Here is a 13,391-nt window from a genome sequence, read left to right on the forward strand (position 1 = left end):
CATCCCAGCTTTTGCACATCGAATTTCAACCGGCAATATGCTGTTTCTCGTACTGGCGGGCACAACGTCTTGACGAGCCGTGCAGGCAGTCCACATAAATCTCCGTGCCTAAAGCGCGTCGCGATCTTTCAGATTCGCTCCTCGCGCTTTAGGTCTTTGTTTTTACGCATGTCGTTAGCGCAAAACCGCGGCACACTTTTGCGCGACATGCTTTAGCAAGGGGGCAATGGGTGGACGGGATCATGAAAGACATATTCATCGTCGAAGACGACACGCTGATTGCCATGCTGCTTGAGGACATGCTCGCCGATTTGGGTTACCGGGTCTGCGCAAGCGCGCCCGATCTGGAACGGGCGCTTGCAACCGCCAGGGATACGGAGTTCGACGCTGCCATCCTCGACGTCTCGCTTGCCGGGCAGAGCTCGCTGCCGGTCGCAAAGCTGCTCGACGAACGCGGAAAACCCTATCTCTATGCAACGGGATATGGCGCGCCGCCTGATGGCAGCAGCCCCAGCATGCTGCCCGTGCTGCAAAAACCCTTCCAGCTCAGCGAACTCGAACAGGCGATGAAGCGGCTGACTGAAACCTGACGTTCCTGTTCAACGCACCTGATCAAGCAGACGCTTGCATTCCAGGAGGTCGTAGAGCGCCTCCTGCAGCAGCGCTCGGTCTTCCTTGCCAACGCTCGATTTGCCGATCGAGACTTCCTGCTCGTCGTCTCCAGCGACGAAGTTGAAGAACCTGCGGGTGATCGGCGGTTTGGCGCGGCCGACAATCTGGTCTTCATCAGCCATGCCGACGCGCGGTTCCCCGGCACCCACCTCCTGCACGCCCGACGCAAGCGCCTCGACGCTGGCGAGATCGCCGTGGCCGACCGATATGACAAACTTGTTGCCGTTGGTCTTCAGAAGCTTCTGCACACCCTTGATCGTATAGCCGTGATCATAGAGCAGATGCCGGATGCCCTTGAGGAGATCCACATCCTCCGGCCGGTAGTAGCGACGGCCGCCGCCGCGCTTCATCGGCTTTATCTGGGGAAAACGCGTCTCCCAGAAGCGCAGCACATGCTGCGGCAGATCAAGATCGTCTGCGACTTCGCTGATGGTGCGAAAGGCATCGGGGCTCTTGTCCAACGTCATACTGCTACGCGACCTCGCGGCTCGATCCTACGGCGACTCATCATATTTCAACGGTTTGGCGCCGACAATTCAAGTCATGTCTCGACGTTGCGCACAAGGATGGTCAGTGCGAGAGAGAAAAAGCCGTTTCGAAACGGGAAGCCGATTATCAAGGAGCCGGATTCAGCGGCTTCAGCTTGATCTTGCGAGCGACATGCGCCTTGAGGATGCGCGTCTTCAGCACGTTCGACGCTTTGAAGGTCATGACCCGGCGGGGGGAAATCGGAACCTCCTCGCCAGTCTTCGGGTTGCGGCCGATTCGTTCGTTCTTGTCGCGCACCTGGAAGGTGGCGAAGGAGGAAAGCTTGACGGTTTCACCACGCACTATGGCGTTGCAGATCTCGTCGATGACAGTTTCGACCAGTTCGGCAGATTCGGTCCGGGACAGCCCAACCTTTCGGAAAACGGATTCCGCCAGGTCTGCTCGCGTCACTGTTTTTCCGGTCATGGTTTCCCCGCCCATACAAAATATTTTGTGAAATCGCACGAAGAGTATTTGTCTTGCGCCTTACGGTCAAGCTCTTGTTCGCCGCCAGTTTTTTAGGATTTGTGCCTACCAGCGCAGCAGAACCGCACCCCAGGTAAAACCGCCGCCCATCGCTTCGAGCATCACCAGGTCGCCCTTCTTGATGCGGCCGTCGCCGGCAGCGGTGGCAAGTGCCAGCGGGATCGAGGCGGCCGACGTATTGCCGTGCAGGTCAACGGTGATGACGACCTTCGCCGCATCGATGTTCAGCTTTTTCGCCGAACCGTCGATGATGCGGCGATTGGCCTGATGCGGTACCAACCAGTCGAGGTCATCGGCGGTGGTCCCGGTCGCATTGAAAGCCGCCTGAATGACATCGGTGATCATGCCCACGGCGTATTTGAAGACCTCGCGGCCTTCCATGCGCAGCTTTCCGACAGTGCCCGTCGTCGACGGTCCGCCATCGACATAGAGCTTGTCCTTGTGCGAGCCGTCGGAGCGCAGATGCGCGGTCAGCACACCGCGATCGGCAACTGTGCCCTCGCCTTCGCTCGCTTCGAGTATGATCGCGCCGGCGCCGTCGCCGAAAAGCACGCAGGTGGTGCGGTCGTTCCAGTCGAGAATGCGCGAAAAAGTTTCGGCGCCGATGACGAGAACGCGCTTGGCAAGCCCGCCGCGGATATAGGCATCGGCGGTCGTCACCGCGTAGACGAAACCGGTGCAGACGGCCTGGACGTCGAAGGCGAAGCCGTGGCTCATGCCGAGGCGGTTCTGGATGTTGACCGACGTGGCCGGAAAGGTGTTATCCGGCGTCGAGGTGGCGCAGATGACAAGATCGATATCGGCTGGCGTCAGGCCGCCATTGGCAAGGGCTGCGCGCGCGGCGGCCTCACCCAGCGACGCCGTCGTTTCGTCATCACCGGCAACATAACGCTGGCGGATGCCGGTGCGCTGGACGATCCATTCGTCGGATGTGTCGACGATGGCCTCCATGTCACGATTGGTCATCACGCGCTTCGGGAGTGCGGCTCCGAACCCGCGAACCACTGAACGGATCATCTTTGATTGAACCCTATCGCTCATGCCGCTTCCGGGCCCATCGGGGGCAGCCGCTTGGCATGGTATTTCTTAAGATCGTTTTCTATTTTCTGATTGAGGCCGTTCTTGGCCATGTCGTAGCCGACTTCGATGGCGGCTGCGATGCCTTCGGCATTCGCCCCGCCATGGCTCTTGATGACGATGCCGTTCAGGCCGAGAAACACGCCGCCATTGACCTTGCTCGGATCGAGCTTCTCGCGAAGCATATCGAAGGCGCTTTTAGCAAAGAGATAGCCGATGCGGGCCAGCAGCGTGCGCGACATGGCGGCACGCAGATATTCGCCGATCTGCTTGGCGGTGCCTTCGGCCGTCTTGAGGGCGATATTGCCGGAAAATCCTTCGGTGACGACGACGTCGACCGTGCCCTTGCCAAGGTCGTTGCCCTCGACGAAGCCGGAATATTCGAGCGAATCGATGTTCGCCTCGCGCAACAGCCGGCCGGCCTCCTTGACTTCCTCCTGGCCTTTCATCTCCTCGACGCCGACGTTCAGAAGGCCGACCGTCGGACGTTCGACCTCGAAAAGCGCACGCGCCATGGCGCCGCCCATCAGGGCAAAATCCATCAGCTGCTGTGCATCGGCGCCGATCGTCGCGCCGACATCGAGCACGATGCTCTCACCCTTCAGCGTCGGCCAGATCGCAGCAATCGCCGGACGCTCGATATTGGCCATGGTGCGCAGACAGAACTTCGCCATTGCCATCAGCGCTCCGGTATTGCCTGCCGAGACGGCGACATCGGCGTCACCCGTCTTCACCGCCTCGATTGAACGCCACATGGTGGAGATATAACGGCCACGGCGCAGCGCCTGGCTCGGCTTCTCATCCATGGCGACGGCAAGCTCGCAGTCGTGAAAGAGCGACTTTTCCTTGAGCTTCGGAAACTTGGCGAGAACCGGATCGCACTGTTCCTTGAGACCATAGAGAACGAAGGACATATCAGGATGCCGATCCAGCGCCTTGGCGGCCCCGGGGATGACAACCTGGGGACCAAAGTCGCCACCCATGAGGTCGAGAGATATTCTGATCACGCGTCCCTGATCCTTCTTTTCGCCGAGGGCGAAATTTCGGCCAAAATACCGGTTTTGGCGTCGCTTACAACTGAATTGTGTCAAATGCCAGAGGGGCTTCAGTCCTTTTTCCAGTCCTTGAGGGCTGCGAAAGCGGAGGGCTTTTTGTCGTCCTCGCCGCTGTCCTCGACATGGCCGGCGAATTCGATGCCCTCCTTGCGCGGATAGGGATCGATCGCGAGAGCGGCGAATTCGGCAACCACCTCGCCGGCGTCGATCGTATCGCCGACGAAGGTCTCGGGCAGATCGGGGCCATCCGGATCGAGCAACATCTCGCCGGCGTCGTTGCCCGCCTGGCGGGCAAGCTTGGAGCCCTCCGGCACGAAGATCTGCTCGAAGCTCTCGTCGATGGCGGATTCGACCGGTTCCAGCGTCACGACGCAGGACTGGACGATCTTCGCCTGCACGCGGCCCTTGATGCGCACGCCGTCGCGCTTCCAGCGGGCAATCTGCAGATCGGCGCGCAAATCATCCACGGAGACGACGTTCCAGGTCTCGGCAAGCGCCTTCAGTTCGCTGGTGTCGGCCTCGACATGGACCTCGACGGGGTTGGCCGAGATGTGGCCGACCTTGACGTGATAGGAGAAGGGAACACCGTCCCGATCGTTCTTCATCGTTTCCTCCTTCAGGCGACCGGCGGGAGCGTCGCCGAACCGGTAGCGATCACCTCTTCGGGGACGGCGGACAGATGCGATTCTGCGGCCATCATCCATCCGGCGAGGCCGGACATATCGGCAGGCGCCGAGGTTTCGGGGTAGATATTGCGCTGAAGAGCGAGAGCGAGCGCTTCGGCATCGCCTGTGTCCATCGCCTTCGAATAGGCTTCAAGCCGGCCGTAAAACATACCGGCGAGCTTCTTCATACGCTTCGGCACGCTGTTGTCGCCGATGCCGAGTTCGCGGATCGAATAGTCGATATCCTGGAAGAAAGCATCGACGATCTCCTGGGCGATCTCCTGGCCGCTGGTGGTCGAAGCACGTGTGCGGCGAAAAAACAGAATCATGGCGATCGACAGCATCTCGAAACGGCCCATGACCGTATCCGGCACATTGAGCCACTCGTAGAGTTCCGGCATGCGCGCAGCCGCCGCTAACGCCGCATATTGCCGATCGACGATCGCCTGATTGTTGTTTTTCTTGCGGAAGAGCCCGAAGATCATTGTTTTTTCCGGAAATGCCTCATTCTTCATGCCGGCTGGCGCCTGGCCTTGTTGCATGATTTCGAAAGCTGGTTTACCGAAGCAGGCGCGAATTGCAATGCCGATCATGGCCAGTTTCGGGACGACGCCTTCGATGCGTCAGCGAAGCGAATTCGGGACATTCGACCCGGAATGGCCACAATGGTTTTGCAGGAGGAAAGCGTGCAAGGCCCCAAATGGCTGCTATCGACACTCAAGGGAGTAGATGTCGTTGAATAAACGGTATTTCAAGTCTGACGTGAAATTCTTCAGCAGTGCGGCCATTGCCTTCATAATCGCCTCCACATCAGCTCTTTCCGGTTGCCAGACCAGCACCGTGCTCAATGGCGGCTACGTCGCCGACCAGCAGTCGCTGAACCTCGTTCCGGAAGGCTCCAGCCGCGAGCAGGTGCTGCTTTCGCTCGGCACCCCGTCGACGACGGCGACCTTCGACGGCGAAGTCTTCTATTACATCTCGCAGCGGCGCACGCGTGCCGTCGCCTTCCAGAAACTGAAGGTCGTCGATCAGAGCGTTCTGGCCATCTATTTCGACAAGGACGGCGTCGTCAGCCGCCGCGCCAACTATACGCTGCAGGACGGCAAGGTGTTCGACACGATCGGGCGGGTCACGCCGACCGGCGGCAAGGAACTCACCTTCCTGCAGCAGATGCTTTCCGGCGGCAGCGCCGCGAGTGCTGCCCGCAGCCTGTTCGGCGGTGGTGCCGGCGGCACGCCGCAGAACCCAAGCAGCCTGCGCTGATAGGATAAGCCTCATACGAAAACCCCGCCGGATCGCTCCGGCGGGGTTTTTTGATGGTCGCTGTTCGTTTGCCGCGCCGAGCCGGGCGGCATGCCTCATCCGGCGAGAACGGCGAGCAGCAGCAGCGCGACGATGTTGGTGATCTTGATCGCCGGGTTGACGGCCGGGCCGGCAGTATCCTTGTAGGGATCGCCGACGGTATCGCCGGTGACGGAAGCCTTGTGCGCATCCGAACCCTTCATGTGGCGCAAGCCGTCCTTGTCGACGAAACCGTCCTCGAAACTCTTCTTGGCGTTGTCCCAGGCACCGCCGCCCGACGTCATCGAGATGGCGACGAAGAGGCCGTTGATAATGACGCCGAGCAGCGATGCGCCGAGGGCGGCAAAGGCGGAGGCCTTGGAGCCGGAGATGAGCAGCACGCCGAAATAGACGACGATGGGCGCCAGCACCGGCAACAGCGACGGCACGATCATCTCGCGGATGGCGGCCTTGGTCAGAAGGTCGACCGCCCTGCCGTAATCCGGCTTTTCCGTGCCCTGCATGATGCCCGGTTTTTCCTTGAACTGACGACGTACTTCCTCGACGATCGCGCCGGCCGCCCGGCCGACGGCGGTCATGGCGATGCCGCCGAAGAGGTAGGGAATGAGACCTCCGAAAATCAATCCAGCCACCACGTAAGGGTTGGAAAGATCGAAGGAAATTTCGCCGATGCCGGCAAAATAAGGGAACTTGTCGCCATTCGCCGCAAAATATTTGAGGTCGTAGGAGTAGGCCGCGAAGAGAACCAGTGCGCCGAGACCGGCGGAACCGATGGCATAGCCCTTGGTAACAGCCTTGGTCGTGTTGCCGACCGCATCGAGCGCATCGGTGGATTTGCGCACCTCCGGCGGCAGATGCGACATTTCAGCGATACCGCCGGCATTGTCCGTCACGGGTCCGAACGCGTCGAGCGCGACGATCATTCCGGCGATGCCGAGCATCGCCGTGACCGCAATGCCGGTGCCGAACAGGCCGCCGAGCTGGTAGGTGGCGAGAATGCCACCAACGATGACAATCGCCGGCAGTGCCGTCGATTCCAGTGAGACGGCGAGACCCTGGATGACATTGGTGCCATGACCGGTGACCGATGCCTGGGCGATCGAGACGACCGGGCGCTTGCCTGTGCTGGTATAATATTCAGTGATCACCACGATCAGCGCGGTGACGACGAGGCCGATGATGCCGCAGAAGAAGAGGTGCGCGCCTGATATATCGGCGCCTCCGACGGAGCCGATCGATCCCCAGCCGATGGTGAGCGAGGTAGCAGCGCCAAGGCCGACGATCGACAGCAGTCCGGTGACGATGAGGCCTTTGTAGAGAGCGCCCATGATCGAGCCGTTCGCGCCAAGCTTGACGAAGAAGGTGCCGATGATCGAGGTGATGATGCAGGCACCGCAGATCGCCAGCGGATAGACCATCGCAGACTGGAGGATCGGCGCGCCGGCAAAAAAGATCGAGGCGAGAACCATGGTGGCGACGACCGAAACCGCATAGGTCTCGAAAAGGTCGGCGGCCATGCCGGCACAGTCGCCGACGTTGTCGCCGACGTTATCGGCGATGGTTGCGGGGTTGCGCGGATCGTCTTCGGGAATGCCGGCTTCCACCTTGCCGACGAGATCGCCGCCGACATCGGCGCCCTTGGTGAAGATGCCGCCGCCGAGACGGGCGAAGATCGAAATCAGCGAAGCGCCGAAGCCGAGCGCCACCAGCGCATCGATGACTTCGCGCGAGCCGCTCTCATGGCCGAGCCCGACGGTCAATACCGTATAGTAGATGGAGACGCCGAGCAGCGCCAAGCCGGCCACCAGCATGCCGGTGATCGCACCCGACTTGAAGGCGATGTCGAGGCCGGCGGAAAGGCTGACGGAAGCCGCCTGGGCGGTGCGCACATTGGCGCGGACGGAGACGTGCATGCCGATGAAACCGGCAGCACCGGAAAGCAGGGCACCGATCAGGAAGCCGATCGCGGCCTCGGCGGAAAGAAGCAGCCAGGCTAAGATGAAAACGACAACGCCGACAATGGCAATGGTTCTGTACTGGCGCGTCAGATAGGCTTGAGCGCCTTCGCGGATATAGCCCGCGATCTCCTGCATGCGGCTATTGCCCTGATCGGCAGCAAGCACCGACCGGGTTGCCCAGGCGGCATAAACCACCGAGAGCAGACCGCATGCGATTACGCATAAAAGAATCGTCATTTCGCTCTTTCCTCCCAAAGGCCGGAGCTCACTCCTTCTCCGGCAGATACGCCGCCGAATCGCCTTCCTCTCCACAGAAATGCCACAGCTAAGCGCTGCGGAGATTGCGTGGTCGATCACGTGGCGTCAAGACCGCAACGGGCGAAAACTATTGCGGTGCGAAGAAAGACGCAGGCGGATTGTTTGGCGACTAAAGACTTATTTCTTCGCCTCGCCGCGGACCTGCTTTGCGATGCGGTCGAGCACGGCGTTGACGAGCTTCGGCTCATCGTCATCGAAGAAGGCCTGGGCAATCTCGACATATTCGGTGACGATGACCGCCACCGGAACGTCCTTGCGGTCGGTGATCTCGAAGACGCCGGCACGCAGGATGGCGCGCACGGTGCTGTCGAGGCGTGACAAGGCCCAATCATCCTGCAGGGCTGCGGCAATCAGCGGATCGAGACGAACCTGATCGCGCACGACACCGGAGACGATGGAACGGAACCAGGCGGCATCGGCCTTCAGATAGGTCGCGCCATCGATTTCCTGACCAAGCCGATGCGCCTCGTATTCAGCCACGATCTCCAGAACGCCGGTACCGCCGACATCCATCTGATACAGGGCCTGAACGGCAGCAAGACGGGCAGCGCCCCGCTGGTTCGCAGTCTTGACCGGCCGTTCCGTCTTGTCGTCGTTCATTCGTTATGCACCCAGTTTCTGCTTCAGCTCGATCATGGTCAAAGCTGCACGAGCGGCAAATCCGCCCTTGTCCTTTTCCGAGCGGCGCACGCGCACCCAAGCCTGTTCGTCGTTTTCGACGGTCAAGATACCATTGCCGATGGCAAGGGACTCGCTGATCGCGAGATCCATCAAGGCGCGCGAGGATTCGTTCGAGACGATATCGAAGTGATAGGTCTCGCCGCGAATGACCATGCCGAGGGCGACGTAGCCGTCATAATGCGTTCCGCCATTGTCCTCTCCATCGAGCGACATGGCAATCGCCGCCGGAATTTCCAGTGCGCCGGGAACGGTGACGACCTCGAATGTAGCGCCGGCCTCTGTCAATGCGAAGGTCGCGCCTTCGAGCAGGGCGTCGGCCATGTCGTCGTAGAAGCGGGCCTCAACGATCAAAATATGGGGAGCGGTCTCTCTCGGCATGGTTCACCTTCGGTTGGCGGGACATTTACCCACGCGGCAGCCCGCGGTCAAAACATGCCTTCGTCCGAATGGCAAGCAATTTCGCCCGATGCCGCAACAGGAAAGAGGAAATATCTGCGAGGGGATAGCAGCACCACAGATGCACAGCTGGGCAAGCCTCTGAAATCAGCTTTCTCCGACGCCTCGAAAGCGACAATTCGAAGGCGGCTTTCATGAATAATTCTTAATGGGTTTTCAGTGGCTTAACCCATTGAATCACGGAACGGAGAGAGCCAATTCCATGTCGTGACGCAGACGATCCCTGCAACGACAGCCGACCGTCTAAGCAGATGAAAGGATACCATCATGAACCGCGTTGTCACCATTGCTATCGCTGCAGCCCTCTCCTCTCTCGCATTTGCCGGCGTCAGCCGGGCCGAAAGCCTTGGGATGAACACGGCCCAGGGCATCGAGCGGACACTCAGGACCTTCCAGGGCAATGACTTCAATGTCGAGCAGGTCCATAACTGGCGCAATCTCGATGACGAGACGACCGGTCCGCGCTCGGCACCGGAACGTTCCAGCCAGGCCGTCCACGGCATCCAGGCCTCGATCGACGCCAACAGGTCGCTTGCCCACCGGCTTAACAACGAAGGCGTCGACGTCCGCAACATCGTCAACGCCGAGCAGGCAGCCGACGGAAGCTTGACCTTCTACGTCCGCTGACGCGCCAGCGCATACCACCCGAGGCCGGAATCGATCGTCGGCGGTATGCGCGGGTTGAGTGATCGAGCGTCCCTAGCGTTTCCATTCGACGCACGGCTCTCAAAGCATGGGCGCGGTCTCCTCTCCGCCCATGCTGGGGATATCGGAGATAGGCCCAGATAATCATTGAATTTTCCTGGGATGACGGCTTCTCTTGCTGAAACAGGAGGACGTCATGACGGAATCGAAGGCGGTGATCAATACCGCCGATCTCAAGCTCGACCACTGGAAACAGGGCGAGCTCTATGAAAGCACCGACACCTCTTTCAGCACGCTTATCGGCCTTGTCGGCCTCGGCGTCAGCTACAACGAGGTGCCGCCGGGCAAATCGGGCTGCCCCTTCCACAACCACCACGTCGAAGACGAGCTCTTCTATGTGATCGCGGGTACCGGCGAATACCGCTTCGGCGATGCGCGCCATGCGATCAAGGCGGGCGACGTACTCGGCGCGCCGGCCGGCGGGCCTGAAACGGCGCACCAGATCATCAATACCGGCATGGCCACACTCGTCTATCTCGGCATTTCGACGATGGCGAAGACCGAGATCGTCGAATATCCCGATTCCGGAAAATTCCTTGCCAAGACGAATAGGGACGGTGCAGAAAACAAGCGCTTTCGTCATATCGGACGGCCGGAAGGCGATCTCGACTATTGGGACGGGGAGCCCGGCGCCTGAGGACGTGTTTTTTTACAAGGACCGATGTGACCGACATTCCAATCCTCGAAACGGAGCGGCTGACGCTTCGCCCTCACCGCCTCGACGATTTCGACGCACATGCGGCACTATGGGCGGACGAGGATGTTGTGCGCTTCATCACCGGCGTGCCATCGACGCGCGAGCAGAGCTGGAGCCGCATGCTACGCGTCGCCGGCATGTGGCATCACATGGGCTTCGGCTTTCTCGCGATCGTCGAAAAGGAGAGCGGCCGGTTCATCGGTGAAGCGGGCTTCCAGGAATCCCGGCGCGAGCTGGAACCGTCTATCGAGGGGACGATGGAGGTCGGCTGGGCGCTGATGCCCTCGGCGCACGGCCGCGGTTATGCCACTGAGGCGCTGAAAGTCCTGATCGGCTGGGCGGAAACGCATTTTCCCGAAAAACAAATGAGCTGCATCATCAGTCCCGAGAACCAGGCGTCGCTACGGGTCGCAACCAAGCTCGGATTCCGCGAGACGGCGCGCACGCAGTACAACGGCGAGATCATCCAGTTTTCGCGGTAGGGAATGAGAATTGGCTACCGTGTCGAATGATGGGGTCTACAAAAGCGGCGTATAATCCGAGGCGGCCCAATTCCAAACGTGCCATCGCAGTTCTTTGCGATACTGGCAGCAGAAGCGGCTGAGCCAATAACGCTGGCTAGAGAAAACTGAGCACGGAAGTCGAGCGCCCACACCCGCTCCATGCTGACCAGCGAAAGTTCTGCGAACAGTGTGGCGCAAGCTTCATCTCAAATAGTAGGCATCAAACAGGCTCGAATTGCCGTTCTGCGGATTTCCCATGCAGACGGCCGCTCTTCGCAAAGGACATACCTTGACGATCAATCAGCCCATTTCTTCTTTGCCGGCCGGTCTTCCCGACCTGGCGCTTCTCACGGAGAAGGCTGCGGGCACGGGATCCGTCATTATCTATCAGCCTTATCTCGATCTTTCGCAGCGCAGCCAGCTCGATGCGGCTGCCATGCCGCTCGACATCTCGTTCAATACGCAGGCTACGACCCGCGAATATGAACTCTTCCTCACCCTGCATCAGCATCACGAGGCGATCGGCCTCGGTGACGACGTGTTTTGGGGGCTGCTCTCCAGCAAATTCGAGATGAAGTCGGTGACGAGCTTTCCATCTTTTGTCACGGAGGCGGAAAAGGCCAGGGCAGAAGGTGCGGACGCGTATCTTTACAATCCGCTGATCGGCCACGCGGCGATCTACAGCAACGTCTGGGAACATTCACTGCTTGGCGGCCACCCCGGCATGGAGCCGATTTTTCTGCATATCCAGGAGCTGGGCTATCCGATCGCACCGCCGCAGGACAAGACTGCCTTCATGTTCTGTAACTATTTCTGCGGCAACCGGAAATTCTGGTCGGGGTATTTCGCCTTTTGCGAACGCATTCTGGAATCGCTGGAAAACCAAGCGCGCGCCGGCACGGCGGCGGGCGCCGCCTATGCCGGTTCAGCTCACTATTCCCGCGATGCCAGCGCGCAGATGCGCCCCTTCGTGATCGAGCGTCTGCTCGGACTTTATGTCCAGCAGGCTATCGCATCCGGACTGAAGATCGCCGCCTTCGTACCGACCGTTGCCGATTTCGAATGGAAGTTCGGTGTCCGTCTCGGCCGGATGCTACATGGCCTCTTCGCCGCCAAGGAAGCTTTTCTGCGGAGCCGTGACGAGGCTCTCCTGACCTCGTGGCAGCAAGGCCGCCAGCCGCTCATCAAGCAGCCGCACCTGATCTGGGGGGCTGATGATCCGCCCGGCTGGATGCCGCGCGGCCAATTTATCGGCGGCCGAGAATTGATGCGCGCCTATGCCCGGCAGGCGTCAGGCGCTTCCCCGATACCGCAGCAGCCGGTGCGGACGGAAAGGCCCGCGATACCAGCCGCGCCGAAGATCGAGCAGCCGCTCCGCAACCTTTTGCAGCCCTTTGCCGGCGGATGGCAGGCACACAGGGACCGTCATTGCATCTGGATCGTGACGCCCGACAACTACAATCACAGCCACGCCTTCGACGAAGTCGCGCTTGGCCTACAGGGCGCCTTCGAGGAACTCGGCGGCTCGGCACCGATCACCCGGGACATGAACGCATTCGCCGGTCGTGCGCCGATCATCTATGGCGGCAATCTTCTCCCGGCCGAAATCGTCGGCCATCTGCCGAAGGACAGTGTCGTCATCAATCTCGAGCAGGTGTCCGAGGAAAGCATCTGGATCAATTCGCGCTACACCTCGATCCTGAAGTCGTTTCCGGTTCTCGACTACAGCCCGCGCAACCGGGAAAATCTCGCCGCCAGGGGCATTGATCACGCCGGCGTGCTCGAAATCGGCTATAGCCGCTGCCTCAGCCAGATACAGCACGCCGCCGTTAAAGATATCGACGTGCTCTTCTACGGCTCGATGAACGAACGCCGCCACCATATCCTGAAGACGCTGAAGGACGGCGGGCTCGAGGTCGCGCATCTCTTCAACATCTATGGCGCGGAACGCGATGCGGCGATTGCCCGCGCCAAGATCGTGATCAACATCCATCATTATGCGAGCGGCGTCTTCGAGATCGTGCGCATTTCCTATCTGCTCGCCAATCGCGTTTGCGTGCTGACGGAAGGCAACATCCGCGATCAGGACCTTCAGCCATTCATCGGCGGCTTGGCAATTGAGCCCTATGACGACATGATCGAGCGCTGCTACAAGCTGATCGCAGATGCCGACGAGCGCGATGCCATTGCCGCGAAGGGCCTTGCGGCTATGCAGAGCCGCTCGCAGGCGGACATGCTGATGAGCGTCATGAGGGCGGGCGCTTGATGAAGGCCGCAGAAAAGGTAAA

Annotated in this window: 15 protein-coding genes; 6 read left to right on the forward strand and 9 right to left on the reverse strand. The window is 60.2% G+C overall.

Features of this window, described 5'->3' with window-relative positions:
* Window positions 1-242 precede the first annotated feature (242 nt).
* Entirely contained in the window at window positions 243-590 is a 348-nt protein-coding gene (locus ACS4RR_RS17560) for a response regulator (RefSeq protein WP_064251550.1), read from the forward strand.
* 9 nt (window positions 591-599) lie between these two features.
* On the opposite strand, the gene ACS4RR_RS17565 is transcribed toward ACS4RR_RS17560, so the two are convergent.
* The 6 genes from ACS4RR_RS17565 to ACS4RR_RS17590 all read right to left on the reverse strand — a co-directional run bounded on the left by ACS4RR_RS17565 (window position 600) and on the right by ACS4RR_RS17590 (window position 5,076).
* On the reverse strand, window positions 600-1,139 hold the full coding sequence (locus tag ACS4RR_RS17565; RefSeq protein WP_017963795.1) for a MerR family transcriptional regulator: 540 nt from the start codon (window positions 1,137-1,139) through the stop codon (window positions 600-602).
* Window positions 1,140-1,287: 148 nt separating this feature from the next.
* Window positions 1,288-1,626, reverse strand: a complete 339-nt coding sequence (locus ACS4RR_RS17570) for an integration host factor subunit alpha (RefSeq protein ID WP_018241528.1) — start codon at window positions 1,624-1,626, stop codon at window positions 1,288-1,290.
* Between the two features lie 105 nt (window positions 1,627-1,731).
* Complete coding sequence (locus ACS4RR_RS17575; RefSeq protein ID WP_456190150.1) at window positions 1,732-2,703, reverse strand: beta-ketoacyl-ACP synthase III; 972 nt, start codon at window positions 2,701-2,703, stop codon at window positions 1,732-1,734.
* 20 nt (window positions 2,704-2,723) lie between these two features.
* Window positions 2,724-3,770, reverse strand: a complete 1,047-nt coding sequence (gene plsX, locus ACS4RR_RS17580; protein ID WP_026154101.1) for a phosphate acyltransferase PlsX — start codon at window positions 3,768-3,770, stop codon at window positions 2,724-2,726.
* 98 nt (window positions 3,771-3,868) lie between these two features.
* Window positions 3,869-4,423 (reverse strand): YceD family protein, encoded by a 555-nt coding sequence (locus tag ACS4RR_RS17585; RefSeq protein ID WP_162117201.1) that lies wholly within the window; start codon window positions 4,421-4,423, stop codon window positions 3,869-3,871.
* A gap of 11 nt (window positions 4,424-4,434) precedes the next feature.
* Window positions 4,435-5,076: a ubiquinol-cytochrome C chaperone family protein gene (locus ACS4RR_RS17590; RefSeq protein ID WP_456189071.1), complete on the reverse strand. Its 642-nt coding sequence runs from the start codon at window positions 5,074-5,076 to the stop codon at window positions 4,435-4,437.
* Between the two features lie 136 nt (window positions 5,077-5,212).
* Here ACS4RR_RS17590 and ACS4RR_RS17595 point away from each other — a divergent pair, with 136 nt between their 5' ends.
* The gene (locus ACS4RR_RS17595) at window positions 5,213-5,746 is read left to right on the forward strand and encodes an outer membrane protein assembly factor BamE (RefSeq protein ID WP_017963789.1); all 534 of its coding nucleotides are present in this window, start codon (window positions 5,213-5,215) and stop codon (window positions 5,744-5,746) included.
* A gap of 95 nt (window positions 5,747-5,841) precedes the next feature.
* On the opposite strand, the gene ACS4RR_RS17600 is transcribed toward ACS4RR_RS17595, so the two are convergent.
* From ACS4RR_RS17600 to ribH, 3 genes are all read right to left on the reverse strand, one after another.
* Window positions 5,842-7,980: a sodium-translocating pyrophosphatase gene (locus tag ACS4RR_RS17600; RefSeq protein ID WP_456189072.1), complete on the reverse strand. Its 2,139-nt coding sequence runs from the start codon at window positions 7,978-7,980 to the stop codon at window positions 5,842-5,844.
* Window positions 7,981-8,178: 198 nt separating this feature from the next.
* Window positions 8,179-8,661 carry a transcription antitermination factor NusB gene (gene nusB / locus ACS4RR_RS17605; RefSeq protein WP_017959878.1) on the reverse strand — a complete coding sequence of 161 codons (483 nt, stop codon included), beginning with the start codon at window positions 8,659-8,661 and terminating at the stop codon, window positions 8,179-8,181.
* Window positions 8,662-8,664: 3 nt separating this feature from the next.
* The gene (ribH, locus tag ACS4RR_RS17610) at window positions 8,665-9,120 is read right to left on the reverse strand and encodes a 6,7-dimethyl-8-ribityllumazine synthase (RefSeq protein ID WP_017963787.1); all 456 of its coding nucleotides are present in this window, start codon (window positions 9,118-9,120) and stop codon (window positions 8,665-8,667) included.
* Between the two features lie 345 nt (window positions 9,121-9,465).
* On the opposite strand from ribH, the gene ACS4RR_RS17615 reads away from it, so the two are divergent.
* The 4 genes from ACS4RR_RS17615 (at window position 9,466) to ACS4RR_RS17630 (ending at window position 13,369) form a co-directional block, all read left to right on the forward strand.
* Window positions 9,466-9,825 carry a hypothetical protein gene (locus ACS4RR_RS17615; protein ID WP_456189073.1) on the forward strand — a complete coding sequence of 120 codons (360 nt, stop codon included), beginning with the start codon at window positions 9,466-9,468 and terminating at the stop codon, window positions 9,823-9,825.
* A 214-nt stretch (window positions 9,826-10,039) separates the two neighbouring features.
* Complete coding sequence (locus ACS4RR_RS17620; protein WP_222281015.1) at window positions 10,040-10,540, forward strand: cupin domain-containing protein; 501 nt, start codon at window positions 10,040-10,042, stop codon at window positions 10,538-10,540.
* Window positions 10,541-10,566: 26 nt separating this feature from the next.
* Window positions 10,567-11,082, forward strand: a complete 516-nt coding sequence (locus ACS4RR_RS17625; RefSeq protein ID WP_456189074.1) for a GNAT family N-acetyltransferase — start codon at window positions 10,567-10,569, stop codon at window positions 11,080-11,082.
* Window positions 11,083-11,392: 310 nt separating this feature from the next.
* Window positions 11,393-13,369, forward strand: a complete 1,977-nt coding sequence (locus ACS4RR_RS17630; protein WP_456189075.1) for a CgeB family protein — start codon at window positions 11,393-11,395, stop codon at window positions 13,367-13,369.
* Window positions 13,370-13,391: the final 22 nt, after the last annotated feature.

The organism is Rhizobium zaerense (assembly GCF_051810725.1).
In the GTDB taxonomy this organism is placed as follows: domain Bacteria; phylum Pseudomonadota; class Alphaproteobacteria; order Rhizobiales; family Rhizobiaceae; genus Rhizobium; species Rhizobium leguminosarum_I.

Bases quoted from the DNA above. Each gene is read 5' to 3' on its own strand.
- nusB (WP_017959878.1), bottom strand. From the start codon at position 8,661: ATGAACGACGACAAGACGGAACGGCCGGTCAAGACTGCGAACCAGCGG.
- ACS4RR_RS17590 (WP_456189071.1), bottom strand. From the start codon at position 5,076: ATGATCGGCATTGCAATTCGCGCCTGCTTCGGTAAACCAGCTTTCGAA.
- ACS4RR_RS17620 (WP_222281015.1), top strand. From the start codon at position 10,040: ATGACGGAATCGAAGGCGGTGATCAATACCGCCGATCTCAAGCTCGAC.
- ACS4RR_RS17565 (WP_017963795.1), bottom strand. From the start codon at position 1,139: ATGACGTTGGACAAGAGCCCCGATGCCTTTCGCACCATCAGCGAAGTC.
- ACS4RR_RS17585 (WP_162117201.1), bottom strand. From the start codon at position 4,423: ATGAAGAACGATCGGGACGGTGTTCCCTTCTCCTATCACGTCAAGGTC.
- ACS4RR_RS17615 (WP_456189073.1), top strand. From the start codon at position 9,466: ATGAACCGCGTTGTCACCATTGCTATCGCTGCAGCCCTCTCCTCTCTC.
- ribH (WP_017963787.1), bottom strand. From the start codon at position 9,120: ATGCCGAGAGAGACCGCTCCCCATATTTTGATCGTTGAGGCCCGCTTC.
- ACS4RR_RS17595 (WP_017963789.1), top strand. From the start codon at position 5,213: ATGTCGTTGAATAAACGGTATTTCAAGTCTGACGTGAAATTCTTCAGC.
- ACS4RR_RS17570 (WP_018241528.1), bottom strand. From the start codon at position 1,626: ATGACCGGAAAAACAGTGACGCGAGCAGACCTGGCGGAATCCGTTTTC.
- ACS4RR_RS17600 (WP_456189072.1), bottom strand. From the start codon at position 7,980: ATGACGATTCTTTTATGCGTAATCGCATGCGGTCTGCTCTCGGTGGTT.
- ACS4RR_RS17560 (WP_064251550.1), top strand. From the start codon at position 243: ATGAAAGACATATTCATCGTCGAAGACGACACGCTGATTGCCATGCTG.
- ACS4RR_RS17575 (WP_456190150.1), bottom strand. From the start codon at position 2,703: ATGATCCGTTCAGTGGTTCGCGGGTTCGGAGCCGCACTCCCGAAGCGC.